Origin of the sequence: Cellulophaga geojensis KL-A (assembly GCF_000568425.1) — a bacterium.
GTDB lineage: Bacteria > Bacteroidota > Bacteroidia > Flavobacteriales > Flavobacteriaceae > Cellulophaga > Cellulophaga lytica.
In genome coordinates this window covers 1-25,004 of record NZ_ARZX01000002.1, presented here as the reverse complement: position 1 = coordinate 25,004, position 25,004 = coordinate 1, and the positions used below count along the sequence as shown (strand labels likewise).

Sequence of the window (25,004 nt, the reverse complement as noted above, 5' to 3'; positions counted from 1 at the left end):
GTTCGTTGTAATTCTTTTATAAAAAGAATTACAGTTAGTTATTAATTTGGTTTAGTACGTTTATTAATTGCTTATTTTCCTTTGGTGTACCTACTGTAAAACGCAATGTATTTTCACATAAAGGCTGTGTAGTTCTATTACGTATTACTATTCCTTTTTCTAAAAGCTGATTGTATCTTTTTGTAGCATCGTCAACTTCAGCAAGAATAAAATTAGCGTCAGAAGCATATACTTTTTCAACAAAACCAACTTCAAGTAACACTTTAGATAAAGCTTCTTTTTCTATCATTATTTTAGATACTTCTTGTTTTACAGAATCTATATCTAAAACACGCTCTTTTGCTCGTTGTTGCGTTAATTCGTTTACATTATAAGGAGGTTTAATTTTATTTAAAACCGATATAATTTCTTCTGATGCAATACAAATTCCTAATCGTACACCTGCTAATCCGTATGCTTTAGAAAGTGTTTGTGTTACTATTAAATTAGGGTAATTAGCCAACTGAGTCACCCAACTTTCTTGTGGTGAAAAATCGATATAAGCTTCATCAACCACCACTAAACCATTAAACTCCTCTAACAACTGATGCATTTTTGCAGCTGTAAAACTATTGCCAGTTGGGTTGTTTGGCGAGCATAAAAACAAAATTTTACTATTGTTATTTGCTGTAGCTAAAATTTCATCTACATTAGGTTCAAAATTGGCTGTAAGTAACACCTCTTTATTCTCTATATTATTAATACCAGACAACACCTTGTACATACCATAAGTTGGCGGCAACGTTATAATGTTATCTTCTTTAGGTTCGCAAAAAGCTCTGTAGATTAAGTCTAAAACTTCATCACTACCATTGCCTAAAAGCAAATTTTCTGTTTTAACACCTTTTTGTTCTGCTAAAACAGATTTTAAACTACGCTGTTGCGGATCTGGATACCTGTTTACTCCGTTAGAAAACGGATTCTCATTGGCATCTAAAAAAACCATTTCAGTACCATCAGAAACATACTCATCTCTAGCAGAAGAATATGGACTAAGTCCTTTTACATTCTCTCTAGTTAATTTACCTAAGTTAAAATCTTTCATTATTTTAAACTCTTTAAACGTAATGTAACTGCATTTTTGTGTGCTTGTAAACCTTCTGCATCTGCCATTAACTCTATAGCTTCACCTATTTCTTTTATACCTTGTTCAGATATTTTTTGAAACGTAATACTCTTGGTAAAACTATCTAAATTAACACCACTGTATTGTTTTGCATAACCGTTTGTTGGTAAAGTATGGTTGGTTCCCGATGCATAATCACCTGCACTCTCTGGCGTATAATTGCCAATAAATACAGACCCAGCATTTTCAATTGTGTTTAATACATAATCCTCATTTTCTACACAAACTATAAAGTGCTCTGGAGCATATTCATTAATCAATTGCATAGCCGTTTCTAGCGTTTCTATGTATATAAGCTTACTATTTGCTATGGCCTGTGTTGCTATTTCTACACGTGGTAAAACTGCTAATTGCTTTTCTAACTCAGTTTCTACGTCAGAAATCATTTTTTTAGAGGTCGACACCAATATAACTTGACTATCTGTACCGTGTTCTGCCTGACTTAATAAGTCTGATGCTACAAATGCTGCATTAGCTGTATCATCTGCTAAAACTAACAATTCACTTGGTCCTGCTGGCATATCTATAGCTACACCATATTTGGTTGCTATTTGTTTAGCTACGGTAACAAATTGGTTGCCTGGACCAAATATTTTATAAACTTGTGGTATTGTTTGTGTACCAAACGTCATAGCTGCAATAGCTTGTATACCACCAACTTTATATATTTTAGTTACACCACATAAATTTGCTGCATACAAAATAGCGGGATTAATTTTGCCTTCTTTGTTTGGAGGAGAACATAAAACAATTTCTGTACAACCAGCTATGTTTGCTGGTGTTGCCAACATTAGTATTGTAGAAAATAATGGTGCAGTACCACCAGGAATGTATAAACCAACTTTTTGAATTGGTCGTTTTTCTTGCCAACAATCTACTCCGTTTACTGTTTGTATACTTACCTTACTCGTCTCTTGTGCCTTATGAAAAGCTTCAATATTACTTTTTGCTAATTGTATTGCTTTTTTTAGTTCTTCTGATACTAATTTTTCTGCTTCAACCAATTCTTCAACACTGACAATAGTAGATTGCAAAGAAACACCATCAAACTTAGTAGTGTACTTATTTACAGCTTTATCACCATCAGTTCTAACCTCATTAAAAACAGAAACTACAGTACCTTCTATATCTGCAACAGTTTGTGTTGGTCTTTCTAAAACTTGCTTCCAATCTGCAACAGCTGGATTATCAATCTTATTCATTATAGTACCATTTTTTCAATTGGACAAACCAAAATACCTTCTGCACCTTCTTTTTTTAACTCCTGAATTACTTCCCAGAATTTATCTTTATTTATAACTGTATGTACAGAACTCCATCCTTCTTCTGCTAATGGCAACACAGTAGGGCTACGCATTCCTGGTAATAATGATATAATTGTATCTAATTTTTCATTTGGTGCATTTAACAGTACATATTTAGATTGTCTAGCTCTTAAAACAGATTCTATTCTAAACTCTAACTGACTTAAAATCTCTTTTCGCTCTTCAGATATTTTTGGAGAAACTGCTAAAACAGCTTCGCTAGTTAACATTACTTCTACCTCTTTAAGGTTGTTTTTAAATAATGTACTACCACTAGATACAATATCACAAATACCGTCTGCCAAACCAATATTTGGTGCAATTTCTACAGAACCATTAATAATGTGTAAATCTGCTGTAACACCTTTAGATGCTAAATAATTTTTTACTGTATTTGGGTATGATGTTGCAATACGTTTACCCTGAAAATCTTGTACAGATGTATATTTAAAAGATTTAGGTACTGCTAACGATACTTTACACTTAGAAAATCCTAATCTTTCTGAAAATGTAATGTCTTCTCCTTTTTCTATTAACACATTTTCTCCTATTATAGCAATGTCTACTACTCCGTCTCTTAAATACTGAGGAATATCACCATTTCTTAGGTAAAAAACTTCCATTGGAAAATTTCTTGAAGATGCTTTTAGCTGATCTTTACCGTTGTCTATAGAGATACCACAGTCTTTTAAAATAGCTATGGAATCTTCATTTAAACGTCCGCTTTTCTGAATTGCAATTCTAATTTTAGTCATTCTTTTTTTAGTATGTGTTTAAGAAATCAAAATGGATAAAAACAAAAAACCCGCTTGATTTCTCAAACGGGTTAGATATATGTTTAAACACGGCAAAACACTTCTAGCTCGCTTGATAGCAAGGTGTAAAGTGATGATGATGTGTGTTTTTATTTCTCATTATGGTGTAAAAGTAAAACTTATTTCTTTTATAAAAAAGAGAATTTATAATTTTAGTTCACTATTGATAATTTCTTAACAAATGATTGTAAATTTATTGGTTTCCTAAAATTAATGGTAAACCAGAGTCTCCACTACCAATTACAATTACTTTAGCGTTTGGAGATTCAGACAATTTTATAGTAGCATCTATACCTTTGTCTTGCAAAATTTTATCTGTTAACGATGCACTTAATATTTTGTTTGCATTTGCTTTACCTTGTGCTTCAATAGTTACTTTTTCGGCCTCTTTTTTTGCCGTTACCAGTCTAAATTCATATTCTAAAGACTCTTGTTCTTGTTTTAATTTACGCTCTATCGCATCTTTAATTGTTGGCGGCAATGTTACATCACGCACTAAAATTTCGTTTAATTGAATGTATTCACCATCTACAATTTTTTTTGTTTCATCAAAAATTTCTTGCTGTATAGCGTCTCTTTTACTAGAATATAACTGCTCTGGCGTATAACGCCCAACAACAGAACGGGCTGCAGATCTTATAGTTGGTAATAACACTCTTTGTATATAATCTTCGCCTTTTTCTTGGTGTAACTTTCCTAATTCATTACGTTTTGGTTGAAACCAAGCTGAAGCTTCTAATTTAATATCTAAACCGTTGCTAGAAAGTACATTCATTTTTTCTAATACCTCTTGCTGACGTACTTCATAAATATATACTTTATTCCAAGGAGCTACCACATGAAACCCCTCTCCCATTGGAGGCTCATCTGTAACAACACCATCTCCAAGAGTCTCGTATAAAACTCCTGCGTGACCAGAATCTATTGTCACTGCTGATTTAGAGATAATAACAATAATTAGTATGATAACAAATAATACAGGTAATGCAATTTTTGGTAATCTTTCCATAGTAGTTTTTAAGTTAATCCGTTGTATTTTCTAATAAACCATTCTATTGCAAATACCAATAAAATAAAGCCTAGTAGAAATTTAAATTCTACCAAAGATACAATATTTTCCTTGCTCTTTTGTGTGGGTTTTAGGGTTTGTTTACTAAGCAATTCCTGTTTTAGACCTTTTGCATTATCAATATAAAATAGACTTGTATTTGTGTTTGTTGCAATACGATTCATTTTCTTGTAATTACTAGAAGTAAATTGCTGCTCTACATCATATTCTAAAATGGTAAAAGTTCCAGATTTTGATGTATTTGTATTTGTTACCGTAGCTGCAAATGTATAATCACCTGCTGGCAAACTACTTAAATCTGCTTTATAATTAAAACCGTTTAAAAGCATTGGAATTTCTTTGTAAATAGTTTTTTCTTTGTTGTTTATTTTTAAAACTATTGTAGCATTTGAGTCAAACTCAAAAGCATCATCAAAAACCGATGCATTAATAACCGCCTCACTACTACCTAAATACACTTGCTTATAATCTAGAGTAAAACTATTTTTAGAGTTACTAGAGGCCAAATACAGAATAATTTTACCTATAAAATCATCAAAAGATTTAAAATCTTTATCATTTCTATAAGTTTGCATCCTCCATTTCCAAATATCTTCTCCAAACAAAAAAACTTGTTTTGTTGTATCAAATTCTGACACTGCCAACAGAGGAGACTCTATAGTAACACCTCTTATTGTTGTTTTTAGAACAGTTAAACTTTCATTTTGCGAAAAAACCGGACTAACATTACTCTGTAAGGGAGGAAAATTAGCTGTAGAAAATTCAGATACATCAAACTTAGAAAAAGAAGAGTTTACCATTGGCATTACCTCTTGGGCAGGAAAACCATCTTCAAAAATATAAGTGTTCTGAACCGAATTTAAAAAGTCCCAATCTGTTTGTAAACCAGTTATAACAAAGGAGTTTTTAGCAGCCGTTTTAGCATAATCTACTATGCTTTTAAAAGCTGTATTAGGCTGATAAAAAATAAAAACATCTGTGTTCTGCCATAAGTTTTTATTAGAATTAGGCTTTAAAATTGTTACGCTACGTTGTTCATTACTTTCTATCGCTTTTTTTAAGGTTCCCAAATCTGGATGTTCAATAGCAGTAACTATTGCAATAGTTGTTTTTTCATCTATAACCTCTAAAGCTACTGTTTTTGTGTTGTTTTGTGTATTCTTTTCATTGGTTAGTGCAGCTACAGAAACCTTAATTTTTTTAACTCCAATAGTTTTAGCATTAATATTAGCACTTATAGTTTTGCTATTTTCTGCTTTACCAAATGATATATTCTGTTTATATACTGTATTACCATTTTCTGTAATAGTCAATAGTTTGGTTACAGGCTTAATTCCTGTATATGAGACATAAACTTCTACAGGATATTTATTATTTAAAAAAGCAAAGTTATTTTTATTTACTTGGTCTATTTTTATATCTGTATAAGATGTAGTATCACCTACAACTACTGGGTAAATTGGTGTTTTATTGTTTAATGATAAAAATTCATAATCTGCACCTAAAGTTTGGTTACCATCTGTTAATAAAACTACTGCTAAATTGACATTCCTGTAAATGTCTGCAGTTGTTTGTAATGCCGCTCCTATATTGGTACTTTGTTCTGCAAATGTTAGTGAATCTTTTATGGTATTTAAATTGTCTCCAAATGAATACGTATCTATTGTAAATTTACCTTTTACGTTAGCATCTAGAGTAAGGCTTTTAAGGAAATCTGTAACGTTTTTGACAGATTTACTGTTTTTTATAGAAGCAGAATTATCTGTTAATATTACAAGTTTTGTTTTTTCTAGCCTATAGGTAGTTTTGGTGATTTTTGGATTAATAAGCAGTAACAACACACCAAAAACACCTAAAAAACGTAAAAAGGAGAGTAAAACAACAAGTTTACCTCTCCTTTTAGTTTTATAATAATATTGAAACAAGACTACAAGCAGCGCAAATATTGCCGCTAAAATTACCCACACTACAGTTGTAATTTGCATGTATTAATTGTCTCTGTTTTTCAATATAAATTTAAATCTTCTATTAAGTTAACATTCCGCCATCTACATTTAGCACTTGGCCAGTAACATAAGCAGACATATCTGAAGCGAAAAACAAACAAGCATTTGCTACATCATCAGGAGAACCACCTCTTTTTAAAGGAATACCATCTCTCCATCCTTGTACTACTTTTTCATCTAACTTATCTGTCATTTCAGTTTCTATAAAACCAGGTGCAATTGCATTACATCTAATGTTTCTAGAACCTAACTCTAATGCAACAGACTTTGTAAAACCAATCATTCCGGCTTTAGATGCTGCATAATTAGTTTGTCCTGCATTACCTTTAACACCAACAACACTACTCATATTTACAATAGAACCTTTACGCTGCTTTAAAAAAGTACGTTGTACTGCTTTTGTCATGTTAAAAACAGATTTTAAGTTAATTTCAATAACAGCATCAAAATCTTCTTCGCCCATACGCATTAATAAATTATCTTTAGTAATACCTGCGTTGTTAATTAGCACATCTATACCACCAAAATCTTCTAATACGTTTGCTACCAATTCTTCTGCCTGAGAAAAACTTGCTGCATTACTTTTATATGCCTTAGCTTTTACTCCTTTAGCAGTTAACTCTTTTTCTAATTCTAAAGCAGGAGCTTCACTAGAGCTATATGTAAAGGCCACATTTGCACCATTATCTGCAAATACTTTTGCTATTCCCATACCAATACCTCTACTGGCACCAGTAATAATTACGTTTTTTCCTTCTAACAATTTCATCTAATAAAATTTTGCGTTGTTGCAAGTCAAATATAGCGTATGTTTTAGACCTTTAAAAGGTATAGTTCTTTTTTTTAATATTGATATTCTAAATCTTTATAACTGTTTATTTATCAATAGTAAAGTAAACTCCTTCATACTCCAAATTGATTTAAATGATGATCTAAATGTTTAGAAAACATAACATTCCACTCTTTGCTAGTTAATTTTCCAAATGAGTGCGACTCTTTATTGTTAAAATGTGCCTCTCCTAAATGCATTGTTTTGTCTAAATAAGATAGTAACCTACTCTTTTCCTCTTCAAAATTTTTACTACTATCAATAATAAATTCAGGTGCTGTTCTTCCATTTTTTTGGTATGGCTTTGGACCAACAACAGCTTTTTTTACAAATGTTTTTAGTAAAAACTTTTTAAATGCATTTGGTTTAGGGCGCTTGTTTTCATAAGTCATTTCATAAGCAATATTACAGTGTGCTAACATTTGTGAAACTTGCATTTTACCCCATAAACCTTTGGTTTCTGGGGTTAGCTTATGTATCCTTTCTTTAGTGTAATTTAAATCGTTTTCTAAAAACAAATTTTTCATAACAAATTGGTTGTGGTTAATACAACTAATGTACATTAATTTAAAGCACAAAAAAAGCGTTTACTAAATTAGTAAACGCTTTTATATGTGTAGTAAAGCTTAAAGGATTAACCCATAACTTCTTTTACTTTTTTACCTATTTCAGCAGGAGAATCTACAACGTGGATACCACATTCTTTCATAATTGCTTTTTTAGCCTGTGCAGTATCATCACTACCACCAACTATAGCACCTGCGTGCCCCATTGTTCTACCTGCAGGAGCAGTTTCACCAGCAATAAAACCAACAATTGGTTTTTTGCTTCCATTCTCTTTATACCACTTAGCAGCATCAGCTTCTAATTGCCCACCTATTTCACCAATCATTACTACACATTCTGTAGCAGGATCATTTATTAAAAGCTCTACAGCTTCTTTTGTAGTTGTTCCAATAATTGGATCTCCACCTATACCAATTGCAGTAGTAATACCTAAACCTTGACGTACAACTTGGTCTGCAGCCTCATACGTTAATGTACCAGATTTAGAAACAATACCTACAGTACCGCTTTTAAATACAAAACCAGGCATAATACCTACTTTAGCTTCACCTGGAGTAATAACACCTGGACAGTTAGGACCAATTAAACGACAATCTTTATCTTTAATATAATCTGAAGCTTTAACCATATCAGCAACAGGAATACCTTCTGTAATAGTAATAATTACTTTAATACCAGCGTTAGCAGCTTCCATAATTGCATCTGCAGCAAATGCTGGCGGTACAAAAATAATAGTTGTATCTGCACCTACTTTTTCAACAGCTTCTAAAACTGTGTTAAAAACTGGTCTTCCTAAATGCTCTTGACCACCTTTACCTGGTGTTACACCACCAACAACGTTGGTACCGTATTCAATCATTTGTTCAGCGTGAAAAGTACCTTCACTACCTGTAAAACCTTGTACAATTATTTTGGAATCTTTATTTACTAAAACACTCATTATATCGTTTGTTATTTTTTTCGCTTCACAAAAATATAGCTTTGTTGGCGATTATTAAAGTATTCTTTGTTTATTTATTTTTAATATTTTGTAAAATAGATGGTATTTTTTTAACATTAGCCAATTGTCTAAGTTTTTCTCTGGATTCTTCTATAGGAGTGCCAAAGTAACTTTTACCACCCACAATAGATTTTGTAACACCTGTTTGCCCCATTACAACTGCTTTTTTACCAATTGTAATACCGCTAGTAGTACCTACTTGACCCCAAAGTGTAACTTCATCCTCTATAATAACACAGCCAGCAATACCTGTTTGTGATGCTATTAAACATTTTTTACCAATTACAGTATCATGACCAACATGTACTTGGTTATCTAGCTTAGAGCCTTCACCAATGGTAGTATTACCAGTTACGCCTTTATCTATTGTACAAAGTGCACCTATGTCTACATTGTTTTCTATCACAACTTTTCCGCCAGACAATAACTTATCAAAACCCTCTGGTCTGTTTTTATAATAAAATGCATCTGCACCTAAAACAGATCCTGCATGTATAGTTACATTATCACCTAAAACACAGTTATCATAAATTGAAACATTAGAATGAATTACACAATTTTTTCCAATAACAACATTATTGCCTACAAAGACATTTGGTTGTATTATGGTATCTTCTCCAATAATAGCAGAGTCTGATATGGTAGAAACTGATTTTTTAAAAGGTTTAAAGTAAGCTGTTAACTTATTAAAATCTCTAAAAGGATCGTCTGATATTAACAATGCTTTACCCTCAGGACAAGCTACTTCTTTATTTATTAAAATAATGGTAGCGTTAGATTGTAAAGCCTTGTCATAGTACTTAGGGTGATCTACAAAAACAATATCACCTTTGGTAACTACGTGAATCTCGTTCATTCCTAAAACGGAAAAACTATCATCACCAACATAACTGCAATTAATAATAGCTGCAATTTGCTTTAAAGTATGTGGAATAGGAAATTTCAAATGTTATTGTACCTAATGTTTATATTTTACAAAAAAGTAAAAGATTTACTCTTTTACACGCTCCATGTAAGAGCCTTTTTCTGTATCAACTTTTATTTTATCACCTTCATTAATAAAAAGAGGCACATTTACTTCTGCTCCTGTTTCTACTTTAGCTGGCTTGGTAGCATTTGTAGCTGTATTACCTTTTACTCCTGGTTCTGTATACGTAACCTCTAAAATAACACTAGCAGGCATATCTACAGATAACGGTAAACTATCTTCTGTATTAAATAAAATAGTAACAACTTCTCCTTCTTTTAATAAGCCAGGTGCATCTAAACTACTCTCTTCTAACGTAATTTGGTTATAATCATCCGTATTCATAAAATGATACGTGGTACCTTCTGCATATAAAAACTGATAAGAACGAGTTTCTACACGCACATCATCAATCTTATGGCCTGCAGAAAAAGTATTATCAATTACTTTACCTGTGGTTACACTTTTTAACTTAGTTCTTACAAAAGCTGGTCCCTTACCAGGTTTTACGTGTAAAAATTCTACAATTTTAAAAATATCATGATTGTATCTTATACACAATCCTTTTCTAATGTCTGATGTTGATGCCATACTTTTATTTAATTTGAACTAAAATAGCCTTTCATAATTCCTCTTTGAGAATCTCTAATAAACTGAAGAATTTCGTCGCGTTCTGGAGTTGCTTCCATTTCTGCTTCAATAATTTCTACAGCCTGACTATTGTTATAATTTTTCTGATATAATATTCGGTAAATATTCTGTACTTCTCTAATTTTTTCTGAAGAAATACCTCTTCTACGTAAACCTACAGAGTTTATACCTACATAAGATAATGGTTCTCTGGCAGCTTTTACATAAGGTGGCACATCTTTACGCACTAAAGAACCACCTGTAACAAAAGCGTGGTTACCTATAGATACAAATTGATGAACCGCTACTAAACCAGCCAATACAACATTGTCTCCTACTGTTACATGACCTGCTAAAGTAGAATTGTTAGAAAAAATACAATTGTCTCCCACAAAACAGTCATGAGCAACGTGGCAATAAGCCATTATTAAACAGTTTTTTCCAATTTTGGTTTTTTGTCTGTCTGATGTACCTCTGTTTATAGTAGCACACTCTCTAATAGTTGTATTATCTCCTATCTCTACAATAGTTTCTTCACCAGCATATTTTAAATCTTGTGGTGTTGCTGATATAATTGCTCCTGGAAAAATATTACAATTTTTTCCAATTCTTGCGCCTTCCATAATAGTTACGTTAGAACCTATCCAAGTTCCCTCGCCTATTACTACATTATTATGTATTGTTGTAAAAGGTTCTACAACAACATTTTTTGCGATTTTAGCACCTGGGTGTATATACGCTAAAGGTTGATTCATTCTATTGTTTTTTTGCTATTTGTGCCATCATTTCGGCTTCACAAACTAATTTATCATTTGCATAAGCATACGCTTGCATATGACATATTCCTCTGCGTATTGGTGTTATAAGGCTACAGTGAAATATTAATGTATCTCCTGGTAAAACCTTTTGTTTAAATTTAACTTTATCTATCTTCATAAAAAAAGTTAAATAATTTTCTGGATCTGGAACTGTACTTAAAACCAAAATACCTCCTGTTTGCGCCATTGCCTCTACTTGTAAAACACCTGGCATTACAGGTGCTCCTGGGAAATGTCCAACAAAAAAAGGTTCGTTCATAGTTACGTTTTTCATACCCACAACATGATTATCAGAAAGTTCTAATACTCTGTCTATTAATAAAAACGGAGGTCTGTGTGGTAACATATCCATAATTTGATGAATATCCATTAATGGAGGTAAACTCAAATCATATTTAGGAACGCTATTTCTTTTTTCTAGCTTAATAATTTTAGCCAATTTTTTTGCAAATTGTGTATTTACAAAATGACCTGGCTTGTTAGCTATAACTTTACCACGTATTCTAATACCTGTTAAAGCTAAATCTCCTATAACATCTAACAATTTATGACGAGCAGCCTCATTTGGCTGGTGCAGTGTTAGGTTATCTAAAATTCCGTTAGGCTTAACAGATAATTTCTCTTTTCCAAAAGCTTTTTCAAGCTTTTTCATTGTTTCATCAGATATTTCTTTATCTACATAAACTATGGCATTATTTAAATCACCTCCTTTAATAAGTCCGTGTTCTAATAACATTTCTAACTCATGCAAAAAACTAAATGTTCTTGCATTAGAAATTTCTTCTTTAAAGTCTGATAATTTTAACAAAGTAGCATTTTGTGTACCCAAAACCTTGGTTCCAAAGTCTACCATAGTTGTTATTTGGTAATCATCAGAAGGAATAATAGTAATTTCACTACCAGAAGCTTCATCCTTATAAGAGATAACATCTTTAACAATGTATTCTTCTCTTTCTTTTTCTTGCTCTACTACACCTGCATTTTCTAAAGCCTCAACAAAAAACTTTGATGAGCCATCCATTATTGGTAACTCTGGAGAGTTTAACTCTATTAAAACATTGTCTATCTCTAAACCTACTAGTGCAGCTAATACATGTTCTGGTGTTTGTATTTTAACACCTTTCTTTTCTAAATTAGTACCACGCTGTGTATTTTCTACAAAATTAGCATCGGCCTCTATTATAGGTTCTCCTTCTAAATCTACACGTTTAAAAGCATAACCGTGATTTTCTGGAGCAGGTAAAAACTTCATTGTAACTTTTTCACCTGTGTGTAAACCTACACCTGTAAGCGTAGCTTCTTTAGCTATAGTTCTCTGTTTTGCATTGGGTTTATTTGCCATCAAACTTTTTTTCAATGTTATTTATTCCTTTTACTATTTTTGGTAAGTTTTTAAAATGAACATAAGACTTATTAAAATCTCCATAATTCATAGCAGGTGAGCCTTGTAAAACCTCATTATCTTTAATGTTTTTACCTATGCCAGACTGTGCTTGTATGCGTACATTATCTCCTATAGAAATATGACCTACAATACCTACTTGGCCACCTATCATACAATTTTTTCCAATTTTAGTAGACCCTGCAATACCTGTTTGTGCAGCAATTACAGTGTTTTCTCCAATTTCTACGTTATGGGCAATTTGTATTTGATTATCTAATTTTACACCTTTTTTAATAATTGTAGATCCCATAGTTGCGCGGTCTATTGTTGTACCTGCACCAACATCTACATTATCCTCTAAAATTACATTGCCAATTTGTGGTATTTTTGTAAAAGTACCATCTGTATTTGGAGAAAAACCAAAACCATCAGATCCTATTATAACTCCTGTATGTATTACGCAGTTGTTACCAATTATAGAGTCTGAGCATATTTTTGCTCCAGAAAATAAAGATACATTATCTCCTATGGTTACGTTATCTGATATGTATACGTTTGGATATATTTTTGCATTTTTACCTATGGTTACGTTTTTACCAATATAAGTAAATGCACCTAAGTAAACATTTTCTCCATAGCTAGAAGATTCATCTACATAAACAGGTTGTTCTATACCGCTTTTATCATTTTTAACCTGATCATAATAGGTTAACAATTTTGTAAAAGACTGGTAGGCATCCTCTACTTTTATTAAAGTTGTTGTAAACTCTTTTTCTGGAGAAAAGTCTTTGTTTACAATAGTTATAGATGCTTCTGTTGTATATAAATGCGGGGTATATTTTGGATTAGCTAAAAAGGTAAGCGAACCCGCTTTTCCTTCTTCTATTTTAGCAAGTGTATGTACAGTAATTTCAGGATCTCCCTGAACTTCACCTTCTAAAATACCTGCAATTTGACTAGCTGTAAACTTCACGTGTTGTTAATTAATTTAGTAAGGTGTTTTTTGTCCTTATTATGTATTATTAAAAAATTAAGGTTTTGCAAAACCATAATTAACGGTGACAAAAGTAAGAAAAATAGTGAAATGTTTACATTTTACTTGAGTTGTGTTTTTACAAAACCCAGTAAAGCCCTGGCTTATAAACTTTAACCTGTTATAATATATCTAAATTTTCTTTACATTTTTTTTACATTAACCTATTCTATTTTAGGATAACAAGCATAATATTTAGTAACTGTTTTAGATAATGTTTTGCTATTTAACTGGTCTGATGCTTTTGAAACATCTGTTATTTTTCCGTTTTCTTTAAGCACTTTTATAGGTTGTACATGCTGTATATATGCTGTGTTTTTTATTTCTCCACTAAACACAAAGTATGCTGTTTCTTCATCAGTTAAATTGTGTTTTTCTTTAAATAAATTAAACTCTTTTTTTACTTTTATTGCAGATATTGGCTTTTTCTTCATTTTAATATGTAGCAAATCTCTATGCAATATCATTCTGCTTAAAGTAGATAATACAAAATCACTATTATGCTGCCATTCTTTTATAGCTGCCATAATATCTATATCATCTAACTCTGAAAATTTTTCAATAACATCTGCATTAAAATCTTTTAACGTTATTTTGTTTTTTATAAAAAATGATAAAATAGAACTACAAGGCAAATTATTACCGCTATGTATTAATTCCTTTGCCCTTTTTAATGTTTTTATTAATAATTGCTCTGCTACCAAGCCTGTTTTATGTAAATACACTTGCCAATACATAAACCTACGGGCCATTAAAAATTTCTCTACAGAGTAAATTCCCTTTTCTTCTACCACTAAATCACCATCTACTACATTAAGCATTGTAATTAGGCGTTCTGCATTAATATTACCTTCTGCTACACCTGTGTAAAAACTGTCTCTTTTTAAATAATCTAACCTATCCATATCTAACTGACTAGATACCAAATCATTTAAAAACTTTTTTGGGTGTTCTTTTTTAAAAATAGCTATAGCAGTATCTAATTTACCATTAAACTCTTTATTTAATTGTTGCATAAAGACCAATGAAATTGCCTCATGATCCACACCTTCTACAATAGTATGCTCCATTGCATGAGAAAAGGGACCATGACCAATGTCATGCAAAAGAATAGCACATAAGAGTCCTTCTTCTTCTTTTTTGGATATTTTTACACCTTTAAAGCGGAGTATTTGCACAGCCTGCTCCATTAAATGCATACAGCCAAGTGCGTGCTGAAATCTAGTATGTTGTGCACCAGGATATACTAAATACGTTAAACCTGTTTGCGATATTCTGCGAAGCCTTTGGAAATAAGGGTGCGCAATAATATTAAAAATTAGCGTGCTTGGTATGCCAATAAATCCGTAAATTGGATCATTGAATATTTTAAGTTTGTTAGATATAATCAAAATCTTCTTTCTTTACAATTACAAATATAGACACTAAATGAACAAGATAACAATACTTTGGGTAGATGATGAAATAGATTTACTTAAACCACACATAATATTTCTAGAAAAGAAAAATTACCAAGTGATAACTTGCCAAAGTGGTAGAGAAGCTTTGGAAGAACTAGAGGGTACTAAAGTGGACATTGTTTTTTTAGATGAAAATATGCCCGGAATTAGTGGTTTAGAGACACTTTCTGAAATTAAAAAAACACACACTTCTTTACCAGTTGTAATGATTACAAAAAGTGAAGAAGAGCTAATTATGGAAGAGGCAATTGGCTCTAAAATAGCAGATTACCTAATAAAACCTGTTAACCCAAACCAAATATTACTTAGTTTAAAAAAGAGTTTAGACCACTCTAGATTAATATCAGAAAAAACAACGTCTAATTACCAACAAGAGTTTCGTAAAATTTCTATGGATTTATCTATGGTTAATTCTTATGAAGAGTGGGTAGATTTATATAAAAAACTTATTCATTGGGAGTTACAACTAGAGGAAATAGAAGACTCTGGTATGTTTGAAATTCTTGAATCTCAGAAAATTGAGGCAAATAATCAGTTTGGTAAGTTTATAGATAAAAACTACCCTAATTGGTTTTCTAGTGACAATACTCCTGTTTTATCACATACGCTATTTAAAAACTTAATTAAGCCCGAGCTAAAAGATAAATCTACATTACTTGTTGTTGTAGATAACTTAAGGTATGACCAATGGTTGGCTTTTGAGAGTACCGTAAATTCTTTTTACAAAAAGAAAAAAGAAACGCCTTATTTTAGCATTTTACCCACAGCAACTCAATATGCGCGTAATGCTATATTTTCTGGTTTAACACCACTAGAAATGGAAAAACAACACCCAAACTGGTGGAAAAATGATATAGATGCAGGTGGTAAAAATTTACACGAAGAGGATTTTCTTGGTGCACAATTAAAAAGGCTTGGGTTAGATTTAAAATGGGAATACCACAAAATTAGCAGCCTAAAACAAGGCAAACAATTGTCTCAAAACTACAAAACTCAAAAAGACAATAATCTTACTGTAATTGTCTACAATTTTGTAGATATGTTATCACATGCAAAAACAGAAATGGAAGTAATAAAAGAGCTTGCAAGCAATGACAAAGCTTACAGATCTTTAACTGTAAGTTGGTTTAAAAATTCTCCTTTGCTAGAAATTATACAGCAAGCGCAAGCTATGGGGCAAAAACTAATAATTACCACAGACCACGGCACAATTAACGTTAAGCAACCATCTAAGGTTGTGGGGGATAAAGACACTAGCCTAAACTTAAGATATAAAACAGGGCGAAGCTTATCATATGACAATAAAGACGTGCTTTCTGCCAAAAACCCTAAAGACTTACAACTACCTACTATTAATATGAGTAGCTCTTTTATTTTTGCTAAAAATGATTTGTTTTTTGCTTATCCAAACAACTACAATCATTATGTAAGTTACTACAGAAACACTTACCAACATGGGGGCGTTTCCTTAGAAGAAATGATTATACCTTTTGTTGTTTTAGAGCCTAGATAATTGCACACAAACTAATTGGCAACTACATTTGCGTTTTTATAATTTATAACAAAAATGAACACTACATTTTCCACATCTGAAATACAAAATATAGCTAAAAAAATCATCGCTAACGCACCTACTAAAACACTTTGTTTTTATGGTGAAATGGGTGCTGGAAAAACCACTTTAATTAAAGCTATAATGAAAGAACTAGGTGTTATTGGCGATACCTCTAGCCCTACTTTTGGTATTGTAAACGAGTACCACGATAACAAAAACAAAACCTTGGCTTATCATTTTGATTTTTACAGGTTAGAAGATGAAATGGAAGCACTAGACATAGGTATAGAAGATTATTTTTATGCCAATAAATGGGTTTTTATAGAATGGCCAGAAAAAATAACGTCTTTTTTACCTGAAGATGCTACTAATATAAAACTAGAAGTAATTAACCCTACAGACCGTAGAATCAGTTTTTAATAACGACTTAGAAAAACCTAATTAACCAATGGTTTTAAAAATAAAATTGTAATTTTGATGGTCAGTTTAACAAACACTAACGGATATGAATCAGCCTTCTTCGCCATTTAGCAAATACCAACTACTACCACAAGAAGAAAAGCTAGAAATCCTTAGAAAAAAGGGAGAATTATTTATTGGGATGCTGAAAGAGAATCAGTATCAAGAAAAAAGAATATGTTTAACTCCAGATGCAGTAAATGCCCTTACCTGTAACGGACATCGTGTTTTAATAGAGTCTGGCGCTGGTGAAGGTGCAAGTTTTTCTGATTTAGATTACACAAACGCAGGTGCAGAAGTAACAAAAGACACTAAAAAGGTGTTTTCTTGTCCGCTTATTTTAAAAGTAGAACCACCTACGCTTTCTGAAATACAAATGCTAAATCCGCAGACAACAATTATATCTGCACTTCAAATTAAAACACAATCTAAAAAATATTTTGAAGAATTAGCAAAAAAACGAATTACAGCAATTGCTTTTGAATATATACAAGACGAAGATGGTAAATACCCCGCTGTACGATCTTTGAGTGAAATAGCAGGAATTTCATCAGTCCTAATTGCATCAGAACTAATGGCCACAACAAATAATGGTAATGGATTAATGTTTGGAAATATTAGTGGCGTGCCTCCTGTAGAAGTTGTTATAATTGGCGCTGGCACCGTTGGTGAGTTTGCAGCCAGATCTGCAATTGGACTAGGTGCTAACGTGAAAATTTTTGATAATTCTATCACCAAGTTAAGACAAATACAAACCAACTTAAAACAAACCGTATACACATCTACATTACAACCAAAGAACCTTTTAAAGTCTTTAAAAAGGTGTGATGTAGCCATTGGAGCCATTAGAGGTAAAGACCGCTCTCCTATTGTAGTTACAGAAACTATGGTAGAAAATATGAAAAAAGATGCTGTAGTTATTGATGTTAGTATAGATATGGGTGGCTGTTTTGAAACCTCTGAACTAACCACACACAATAAACCAACTATAACAAAACACGGTGTAGTACACTATTGCGTACCCAACATACCGTCTAGATACCCAAAAACTTCATCAATATCTATAAGCAATATTTTTACACCTTACCTTTTAAAAATTGGTGAAGATGGTGGAATGGAAAATGCATTACGTTTTGATAAAGGCTTACGAAACGGACTATATATGTACCACGGAATTTTAACAAACAAATCTGTAGGAGAATGGTACGACTTACAGTATAGTGATATCAATTTTTTAATTTTTTAATATGGCATTCATCAAACGATTAGGATGGTACTTAGTAGGACTATCAATCGGTATTGTATTTTTAACTTTTTTCTTAAAAAAGAAATCAGACGAAACAGGAACAGAGTTCTGTTATTTTCCTAATTGTAGAGTTCTTAAAGACCTGCGCTCTAAACCACTATCCTACTCTAACGATATAAAAACTTTACTAAACAATAAGACTATAGACTCTACAACAGTTGCTTATTTTTTAAACGATGGAGACATAGATTTTGGAAACAGTGACACTAAATCTACACCTTGCAAAACCTATAAAATTGAAGGTTTAATTAAAGAAAAAGAAGCCGTTTTAACTGTAATAAACTGCACAGACAAGGTTGTTATAGATAAAATAGATCTTAGCAAATAACTTTACTGAAAATTGACATAAAAAAAAGGTGAGTTTTAAAAACTCACCTTTTTTATTAATAGTCATATATTATATTTTTCTTCTTTTGCGCTCCTCTTTTAATAAAGATAATTCTCTTGTTGTTTGCCCTGCAACAGATGTATTTTCCTCTGCTCTACGTATTAAGTAAGGCATTACATCTCTAACTGGTCCAAAAGGTAAATATTTAGCAACATTATATCCTTTATCAGCTAAATTAAAAGAGATATGATCACTCATACCATACAATTGCCCAAACCATACACGAGAATCTGAATGAGGAATATTTTTCTTCTCCATTAACTGCATCAAAGTGTAACAGCTATTTTCATTGTGTGTACCCATAAAAATAGACATGTCATCTAAATGATCAATCATATAGGCCACAGCAGCATCAAAATTATCATCGGTATCCTTTTTAGAGGCACAAATTGGTGTAGGATAACCTTTTTCTTCAGCTCTTTCATTTTCCTTTTCCATATACGCACCACGCACCACTTTCATCCCAATTTTAAAACCTTCTTCTTTAGCCTCTATATGTAATTTTTTAAGATAATCTAATCTATCCCAACGATACATCTGCAACGTATTATACACAACAACTTTTTCTTTATTGTATTTACGCATCATTAAAGTACATAAATCATCTGCTGCATCTTGCATCCAACTTTCTTCACCATCAACTAAAAGCGCAACATCTAAATCGTAAGCCTTTTTACAAACTTTATCAAACCTAGCAACAATTCTATCCCACTCTAACTGCTCCATTTCTGTTAAAGCAATGCCTGCCCCAACTTTTTCAAAAAGAATAAATCTTCCAAAACCAGTAGGTTTAAAAACAGCTAGCGGTATAGACTCTTTCTCTTTTACAAAATCTAATACATTTAGTATTTTTTGATACGCAAGATCAAAATGATTTTCTTCTTCCTTACCCTCTACAGAATAATCTAAAATTGTACTTACTTTTTTATCGTACATTTTATCTATTACAGGCAAGCAATCCACTTCGCTAACACCACCACAAAAATGGTCAAAAACAGTAGCTCTAATTAAGCCCTCTACAGGTAAATGTGCTTTAATAGCAAAATTTGTAACCGCAGTACCAATGCGTACTAACGGTTCATTAGCAATAAGCTTGAATAAAAAATAGGCTCTTTCTAATTCAGAATCCGATTTTAAAGCAAAAGCAGTTGCTGTATTTTCAAAAATTTGTTCCATTTTTAATAATTTCGTAAAGAGCAAATATAAATACAGATTTTATATTCTAATAACTAAAATATGTGTTTATTTTGCATATTTTAAAATAAGAATCATGCAGTCAATTTCAGCTCAAAAATATTCAGTTCATTTTAACCAAAAAGCATACTCAGAACTAAACACTCATTTAGCTAAAGCTAACTACTCTAAGGTGTTTATTTTGGTTGATGAAAACACCCACCAACACTGTTTGCCAAATTTTATGGCGCAAATTAATGGCGATTATAATTTTGAGATAATTGAAATTGAAGAAGGTGAAATTAACAAGACCATAGAAACCTGTGTACAAGTATGGCACGTTTTATCTGAGTTAGACGCAGACCGCAAAAGCGTTATGATAAATCTTGGTGGCGGTGTTATTACTGACTTAGGAGGCTTTGTTGCTTCTACATTTAAAAGAGGAATAGATTTTATTAATGTTCCTACCACCTTATTATCTATGGTTGATGCTTCTGTAGGAGGAAAAACTGGTGTAGATTTAGGCTCTTTAAAAAATCAAGTTGGCGTTATTAACCAACCACAAATGGTATTAGTTATTTCTTCATTTCTGCAAACATTAGAGGAAAGACAATTAAACAGTGGCTTTGCAGAAATGCTAAAACACGGTTTAATAAAGGATAAGAAATATTGGAATGAACTAAATTTAGTAGCTGATTTTACAAATTTAGATGAGTTTATTTACGATTCTGTTGTTATTAAAAACAATGTTGTAACTATAGACCCAACCGAGCAAAATTTACGTAAAATTTTAAATTACGGTCACACACTTGGCCACGCTATTGAGTCTTACTTTTTAGAAACTGAAGACAAAGAAACATTACTACACGGTGAAGCTATTGCTGTAGGTATGGTACTAGAAGCCTATCTAAGTAACAAACTAACAGGTTTAACTAACGAAGCTTTAGAAGCTATAAAAAGTACTTTTACAAAACAATACGGTAAAGTAACATTTACAAAAGAGGATATTAAAAATATTTTAACCTACTTAAAGTTTGATAAAAAGAACTCTCACGGTAATATTAACTTTGTTTTACTAAAATCTATTGGAGAATGTGAAATTGATGTTACTGTTGATGAAGATTTATTACACCAATCTTTTGCATACTACAAAGTTTAAGACACACACCTACATAATACCCCTGCTACACAACTAATTACAATTTTGAAGGGAAAAAAGTTTTAGTTTAGTTCTTGTAAAACTAAAACCAATGAATTATGTTACGCAAACTAGTAGATTACAAAAAACTTGACCACAAAGTAGCTGCAAAATTAATAGAGTCTTACCCACACGGATATGGTGATAACGACATTATTGTTTTTAAAAATGCAAAAGGAGAATTTGTAGAAGCTGTTGAAGTTAAAACCGAAGACACTATTTATTTAGTTAGAATAAGTAAAAGCTTATCTAACTTTATTGCAAATTTTGATGAAGCTATAGAAAAAGAACTAGAGTCTACAGGTACAGAAACTTCTGCATCTGCAAATTTTGAAGACGCAGAGGAGACCGAATAATTATTTCTCTTAAATTCTTTTTATAAATATCTTTCTAAAATTATTTTAGAATGATGTTCTAAATGACCGCACGCAACAAAGCCTGCAGCAGCAGTACTCATTGGCGAGTTACTTGCTGTACCTATAAATTTTAATTGCTCTTGTGTTAGGCTAGCAAATAAAGAAATTGTTGCCGCTCTCACATCTAAAAATTCTTGCAGCAAACTTTTTCTGTTTCTTGAGTTTGCATTAGATGTTGGTACATAATCATCTTGCTCAAAACCAGGTAAAGGTGTAGCATCTAATCTAGAAAACCTCAAAGCTCTATATTGAAAAATACGTTCTGTATCAATAATATGTACTAAAACCTCTGCTACAGTCCACTTTCCGGTTGCGTAAGAAAAATCCAACTTACTATCTGGAATAACAGCTATTAAGTCTTTAAATTTCTTTTTTCCATTTTGCAAAGCGGCAAGTAAACTTACATCTCCTACCAAATCTATATACCCTTTATAATAAGCATTATAATCTTGCAGTGTTAATTCTGTTGCTTTCATTTAAAAAAAATAAAAAACCCAATGCGTAAAACATTGGGTTGGTGTTATTAATTTACTTTCAATATTAAGAAATTACAATTCATTAAAAATTGTATGCATTAAACGTTTTTTATCGTTAATACTTTCTTCTAAAGAAATCATTGTTTCTGTTCTGCTAATGCCATCAATATCATCTATTTTAAAAATGATATTTTTAGCATGTTGAGTATCCCTAGCTCTAATTTTACAAAAAATATTAAACTTGCCTGTTGTAATATGCGCTACAGTAACGTAAGGTATACCTATTAAACGCTCTAAAACAAACTTAGTTTGATGTGTTTTTTCTAAAAATATTCCTACATAAGCAATAAAAGAATAACCTAACTTAACATAGTCCAATGTTAAAGATGAACCTTGTATAATTCCGGCTTCTTCCATTTTCTTTACCCTTACATGTACAGTACCCGCAGATATAAGTAATTTTTTTGCGATATCTGTAAACGGAGTTCTGGTATTGTCAATTAACATATCCAGAATTTGGTGATCAATTTCGTCTAGCTTAACTTTAGTCATTATATAATTAAATTTGGAACAAAAATAGTAAAATAAGAAGATATACGCACTAAATATGACTTTTTTTTATCAATAATGCAATTATTTTACATATACTAATTAAATTGTTAATTACCAAGCAATGCAGTAGATAAAAGATTGTTATTTTTAACAAAATCTAAATCACTACTATTCAGTAAATTAAGTGTTTTATGTGCATAAAAATTGTCTAAATTTTTAACCTCTGCTACAACAGGTTCAAAAACAACTTTGTCATCTTTTAACACTTCTTTATAAAGAATTCCTAAAGAATTGACTTCAGAATATGTAGTTACTATATTTTTAGTATTATATATAATAAGGTCTAAAAATTGCTTACCATTCTCTGGTATTTCAAAATAAGAGCTAACTTTAAAGTTATTTAGCGAGTTATTTGCTATAGTCTCTACTCCCTTTAACAAGGAATAAAAAATAAATTCTCTAGTTTTTTCTCTTTCATAATCCTCAGGAAAGTGTCCAGATTCAAACAAAATGGTTGGTGTGTTCAACATTTGAAAAGCATCTCCAACACAATTACTATTAAATCCGTCATCATACCTACCAACTTGACCTGGAATAAAATTTTGCAAAACACTATTCATTGCCACTATAAGCTGCATACTTTTTTCTCTTGAAGGAGATAAAGCTCTTTCCTTATTGAAGGCGGGAGCTAAAAAAGACACTGTAGCAGGTTTATTTGTTTCACCTACATTAAAAATTGTTCTCTGATCATGTAAGTTAAAACAAAAATCAGGTTTAAAGTTTTCATAAACTTGTCTTAGAATTATACTTTCAGGCTGACTCCTATCTTGTGCGTCTCTATTTAAATCTATTTCATTAGCATTAATTCTGGTATATGCTTTTGCACCATCAGGATTTAATATTGGAATAATTTGTATTGTGCACTTTTTTAATATTGAAGATTGTAAATCTGAAGGCTCCTCTAAAAAATTAATAAAATCTAAAACTGCTTTTGTTGTTGTAGACTCATTACCGTGCATTTGAGACCACATTAAAATTTTAGTTTCTCCACCACCAATTGTAATTAACTTTATAGGTTCCCCCAAAACAGATTTTCCTACTTGCTTAATTTCATTCTTAAAAATGCTAGCTTCTAAAAAAGGAAAAACATCCTCATTTGTTACGTATCTCCCAGCTACTCTATCCTCCTTACAACTTAAAAATATCTGCTTAAAATCTATCATCTACATCCTTATTATTAAGCAGTAAATATAACGCTATATTAAGTTACATATGTAACAACTTAAGTTACAAATGTAACTTCAAAATTTACTTTTGTAAACATAAAAAATAAATATAACTATTATTTAGTTACATTTGTAATATTAAAAATAGCAAAGTATAAGTTTTACTTATAAAAACACAATAAACTATTGTTTTTTAATCACTTAAATCAATTTACTTAAAGTGAAAATATAATAATAAAATTAATTATACAAGCTATTTTCAATAAAAAAGAAACATATAAAACCTCTAAATGTTACAATGGTAAATTCTGAAGAGTTTATAAAACGACTAGAAAAAATAATTAATTACTACGACTTAACCGCTGCTGCTTTTGCAGAAAAAGTAGAAGTACAAAGGTCCAGTATATCACATTTACTATCCGGAAGAAACAAACCTAGTTTAGAGTTTGTTTTAAAAGTAGTAACCCACTTTCCTGAAGTAAATTTATATTGGCTTTTAAATGGGAAAGGAAGTTTTCCTCAAGTAAATGATTATAACACTCCCTCTACCACAATTAAAAAAGAAAAAGAAGCTTTAAGAAAAGAAGTAAGTAAAGTAATTATTTTTTACACAGATGGAACTTTTGAAACCTTTGATAAAAATTAAATTCAATTACTTATTTAACAATATAACGCTTTAGAAGTCTGGCATAATTAATTATTTTTGCTTTATGAAAATAAAACATTTTTACCTTATTGCCTCTGCAGCTTTACTAACATCTTGTTACGCTCCTAAAAGGGATTGTACCGACTTTAAAACTGGCGAATTTACTTTTAATTACGAGATTAACGGAGAGAAGAAAACAGGACGTTTTACAAGAGATGAGAAATACAGTGTTGAATATTATGAAAACAAAGTGGATAGCTCATCTGTACGCTGGATAAACGATTGTGAGTTTGTTTTAAAATCACTTAAAGATCAGTCTTCTATTCATTTTAAAATTTTAGAAACAACCAGCGATAGTTATACTTTTGAATACAGTAATGCTGCTAGAGACCCAAAAAAAGAATTGATTGTTATGAAAGGTAAAGCTATCAGGGTTAAAAAGTAGCTCATAAATCAATTACCAACCGTTTTAAGGCTTTACTCATCAGTTAAAACATATTACTCAGAATAAACATTACACCTTTTAAAAAGGTGACTAGTCCTAAATAATCGATACAGATTA

General features: G+C 31.4%; 26 protein-coding genes. 8 read left to right on the top strand and 18 right to left on the bottom strand.

Features of this window, described 5'->3' with window-relative positions; all coding sequences use genetic code 11:
* Nucleotides 1-34: 34 nt before the first annotated feature.
* The 14 genes from hisC to KLA_RS02330 all read right to left on the bottom strand — a co-directional run bounded on the left by hisC (nt 35) and on the right by KLA_RS02330 (nt 14,978).
* Nucleotides 35-1,084, bottom strand: a complete 1,050-nt coding sequence (gene hisC / locus KLA_RS02395) for a histidinol-phosphate transaminase (RefSeq protein ID WP_034643450.1) — start codon at nt 1,082-1,084, stop codon at nt 35-37.
* Nucleotides 1,084-2,367 (bottom strand): histidinol dehydrogenase, encoded by a 1,284-nt coding sequence (gene hisD / locus KLA_RS02390; RefSeq protein ID WP_034643446.1) that lies wholly within the window; start codon nt 2,365-2,367, stop codon nt 1,084-1,086. The genes hisC and hisD overlap by 1 nt, the downstream gene beginning before the upstream one ends.
* Nucleotides 2,367-3,224 (bottom strand): ATP phosphoribosyltransferase, encoded by an 858-nt coding sequence (hisG, locus tag KLA_RS02385; RefSeq protein WP_034643443.1) that lies wholly within the window; start codon nt 3,222-3,224, stop codon nt 2,367-2,369. The genes hisD and hisG overlap by 1 nt, the downstream gene beginning before the upstream one ends.
* Nucleotides 3,225-3,477: 253 nt before the next feature.
* The gene (locus tag KLA_RS02380) at nt 3,478-4,293 is read right to left on the bottom strand and encodes a prohibitin family protein (RefSeq protein WP_013622520.1); all 816 of its coding nucleotides are present in this window, start codon (nt 4,291-4,293) and stop codon (nt 3,478-3,480) included.
* Between the two features lie 8 nt (nt 4,294-4,301).
* Nucleotides 4,302-6,338 carry a hypothetical protein gene (locus tag KLA_RS02375; RefSeq protein WP_034643438.1) on the bottom strand — a complete coding sequence of 679 codons (2,037 nt, stop codon included), beginning with the start codon at nt 6,336-6,338 and terminating at the stop codon, nt 4,302-4,304.
* 43 nt (nt 6,339-6,381) lie between these two features.
* Nucleotides 6,382-7,128 (bottom strand): 3-oxoacyl-[acyl-carrier-protein] reductase, encoded by a 747-nt coding sequence (fabG, locus tag KLA_RS02370; protein ID WP_013622522.1) that lies wholly within the window; start codon nt 7,126-7,128, stop codon nt 6,382-6,384.
* A gap of 134 nt (nt 7,129-7,262) precedes the next feature.
* Nucleotides 7,263-7,715 carry a DUF1569 domain-containing protein gene (locus tag KLA_RS02365; RefSeq protein ID WP_034643914.1) on the bottom strand — a complete coding sequence of 151 codons (453 nt, stop codon included), beginning with the start codon at nt 7,713-7,715 and terminating at the stop codon, nt 7,263-7,265.
* Nucleotides 7,716-7,822: 107 nt separating this feature from the next.
* Nucleotides 7,823-8,695 carry a succinate--CoA ligase subunit alpha gene (sucD, locus tag KLA_RS02360; protein ID WP_034643435.1) on the bottom strand — a complete coding sequence of 291 codons (873 nt, stop codon included), beginning with the start codon at nt 8,693-8,695 and terminating at the stop codon, nt 7,823-7,825.
* A 70-nt stretch (nt 8,696-8,765) separates the two neighbouring features.
* Nucleotides 8,766-9,701 (bottom strand): UDP-3-O-(3-hydroxymyristoyl)glucosamine N-acyltransferase, encoded by a 936-nt coding sequence (locus tag KLA_RS02355; protein ID WP_013622525.1) that lies wholly within the window; start codon nt 9,699-9,701, stop codon nt 8,766-8,768.
* A gap of 45 nt (nt 9,702-9,746) precedes the next feature.
* Nucleotides 9,747-10,313: an elongation factor P gene (efp, locus tag KLA_RS02350; RefSeq protein WP_013622526.1), complete on the bottom strand. Its 567-nt coding sequence runs from the start codon at nt 10,311-10,313 to the stop codon at nt 9,747-9,749.
* An 8-nt stretch (nt 10,314-10,321) separates the two neighbouring features.
* Nucleotides 10,322-11,107 (bottom strand): acyl-ACP--UDP-N-acetylglucosamine O-acyltransferase, encoded by a 786-nt coding sequence (gene lpxA / locus KLA_RS02345; RefSeq protein ID WP_013622527.1) that lies wholly within the window; start codon nt 11,105-11,107, stop codon nt 10,322-10,324.
* Between the two features lies 1 nt (nt 11,108).
* On the bottom strand, nt 11,109-12,512 hold the full coding sequence (locus KLA_RS02340; RefSeq protein ID WP_034643431.1) for a bifunctional UDP-3-O-[3-hydroxymyristoyl] N-acetylglucosamine deacetylase/3-hydroxyacyl-ACP dehydratase: 1,404 nt from the start codon (nt 12,510-12,512) through the stop codon (nt 11,109-11,111).
* Nucleotides 12,502-13,527 (bottom strand): UDP-3-O-(3-hydroxymyristoyl)glucosamine N-acyltransferase, encoded by a 1,026-nt coding sequence (lpxD, locus tag KLA_RS02335; protein WP_013622529.1) that lies wholly within the window; start codon nt 13,525-13,527, stop codon nt 12,502-12,504. Before lpxD ends, KLA_RS02340 begins: the two co-directional genes overlap by 11 nt.
* A 224-nt stretch (nt 13,528-13,751) precedes the next feature.
* Nucleotides 13,752-14,978, bottom strand: a complete 1,227-nt coding sequence (locus KLA_RS02330) for an HD domain-containing protein (protein WP_034643427.1) — start codon at nt 14,976-14,978, stop codon at nt 13,752-13,754.
* Nucleotides 14,979-15,015: 37 nt separating this feature from the next.
* Between KLA_RS02330 and KLA_RS02325 the strand changes: the two genes are divergently transcribed.
* The 4 genes from KLA_RS02325 (at nt 15,016) to KLA_RS02310 (ending at nt 18,695) form a co-directional block, all read left to right on the top strand.
* A complete protein-coding gene (locus tag KLA_RS02325; RefSeq protein WP_034643424.1) occupies nt 15,016-16,560 on the top strand; it encodes a bifunctional response regulator/alkaline phosphatase family protein in 1,545 nt (514 codons plus the stop codon).
* Between the two features lie 54 nt (nt 16,561-16,614).
* Entirely contained in the window at nt 16,615-17,022 is a 408-nt protein-coding gene (tsaE, locus tag KLA_RS02320) for a tRNA (adenosine(37)-N6)-threonylcarbamoyltransferase complex ATPase subunit type 1 TsaE (protein ID WP_034643420.1), read from the top strand.
* An 85-nt stretch (nt 17,023-17,107) separates the two neighbouring features.
* Nucleotides 17,108-18,307 carry an alanine dehydrogenase gene (locus KLA_RS02315; RefSeq protein WP_013622533.1) on the top strand — a complete coding sequence of 400 codons (1,200 nt, stop codon included), beginning with the start codon at nt 17,108-17,110 and terminating at the stop codon, nt 18,305-18,307.
* Nucleotide 18,308: 1 nt separating this feature from the next.
* A complete protein-coding gene (locus KLA_RS02310; RefSeq protein WP_013622534.1) occupies nt 18,309-18,695 on the top strand; it encodes a hypothetical protein in 387 nt (128 codons plus the stop codon).
* 69 nt (nt 18,696-18,764) lie between these two features.
* Here the strand turns inward: KLA_RS02310 and KLA_RS02305 are convergent, their stop codons facing one another.
* Nucleotides 18,765-19,931, bottom strand: coding sequence for a proline dehydrogenase family protein (locus KLA_RS02305; protein WP_013622535.1), 1,167 nt, complete (start codon nt 19,929-19,931; stop codon nt 18,765-18,767).
* A gap of 94 nt (nt 19,932-20,025) precedes the next feature.
* Between KLA_RS02305 and aroB the strand changes: the two genes are divergently transcribed.
* Nucleotides 20,026-21,087, top strand: a complete 1,062-nt coding sequence (aroB, locus tag KLA_RS02300) for a 3-dehydroquinate synthase (RefSeq protein WP_013622536.1) — start codon at nt 20,026-20,028, stop codon at nt 21,085-21,087.
* A 98-nt stretch (nt 21,088-21,185) separates the two neighbouring features.
* The gene (locus tag KLA_RS02295; RefSeq protein ID WP_013622537.1) at nt 21,186-21,482 is read left to right on the top strand and encodes a hypothetical protein; all 297 of its coding nucleotides are present in this window, start codon (nt 21,186-21,188) and stop codon (nt 21,480-21,482) included.
* A gap of 20 nt (nt 21,483-21,502) precedes the next feature.
* On the opposite strand, the gene KLA_RS02290 is transcribed toward KLA_RS02295, so the two are convergent.
* The 3 genes from KLA_RS02290 to KLA_RS02280 form a co-directional block, all read right to left on the bottom strand.
* The gene (locus tag KLA_RS02290) at nt 21,503-22,018 is read right to left on the bottom strand and encodes a DinB family protein (RefSeq protein WP_034643415.1); all 516 of its coding nucleotides are present in this window, start codon (nt 22,016-22,018) and stop codon (nt 21,503-21,505) included.
* Between the two features lie 72 nt (nt 22,019-22,090).
* On the bottom strand, nt 22,091-22,570 hold the full coding sequence (locus KLA_RS02285; RefSeq protein ID WP_013622539.1) for an Lrp/AsnC family transcriptional regulator: 480 nt from the start codon (nt 22,568-22,570) through the stop codon (nt 22,091-22,093).
* 107 nt (nt 22,571-22,677) lie between these two features.
* Nucleotides 22,678-23,793 carry a M14 metallopeptidase family protein gene (locus KLA_RS02280; protein ID WP_034643412.1) on the bottom strand — a complete coding sequence of 372 codons (1,116 nt, stop codon included), beginning with the start codon at nt 23,791-23,793 and terminating at the stop codon, nt 22,678-22,680.
* A gap of 301 nt (nt 23,794-24,094) precedes the next feature.
* Here KLA_RS02280 and KLA_RS02275 point away from each other — a divergent pair, with 301 nt between their 5' ends.
* Both KLA_RS02275 and KLA_RS02270 read left to right on the top strand, forming a co-directional pair.
* Nucleotides 24,095-24,442: a helix-turn-helix transcriptional regulator gene (locus tag KLA_RS02275; RefSeq protein ID WP_034643409.1), complete on the top strand. Its 348-nt coding sequence runs from the start codon at nt 24,095-24,097 to the stop codon at nt 24,440-24,442.
* A 64-nt stretch (nt 24,443-24,506) separates the two neighbouring features.
* Nucleotides 24,507-24,887, top strand: a complete 381-nt coding sequence (locus KLA_RS02270; protein ID WP_013622542.1) for a hypothetical protein — start codon at nt 24,507-24,509, stop codon at nt 24,885-24,887.
* Nucleotides 24,888-25,004 lie beyond the last annotated feature (117 nt).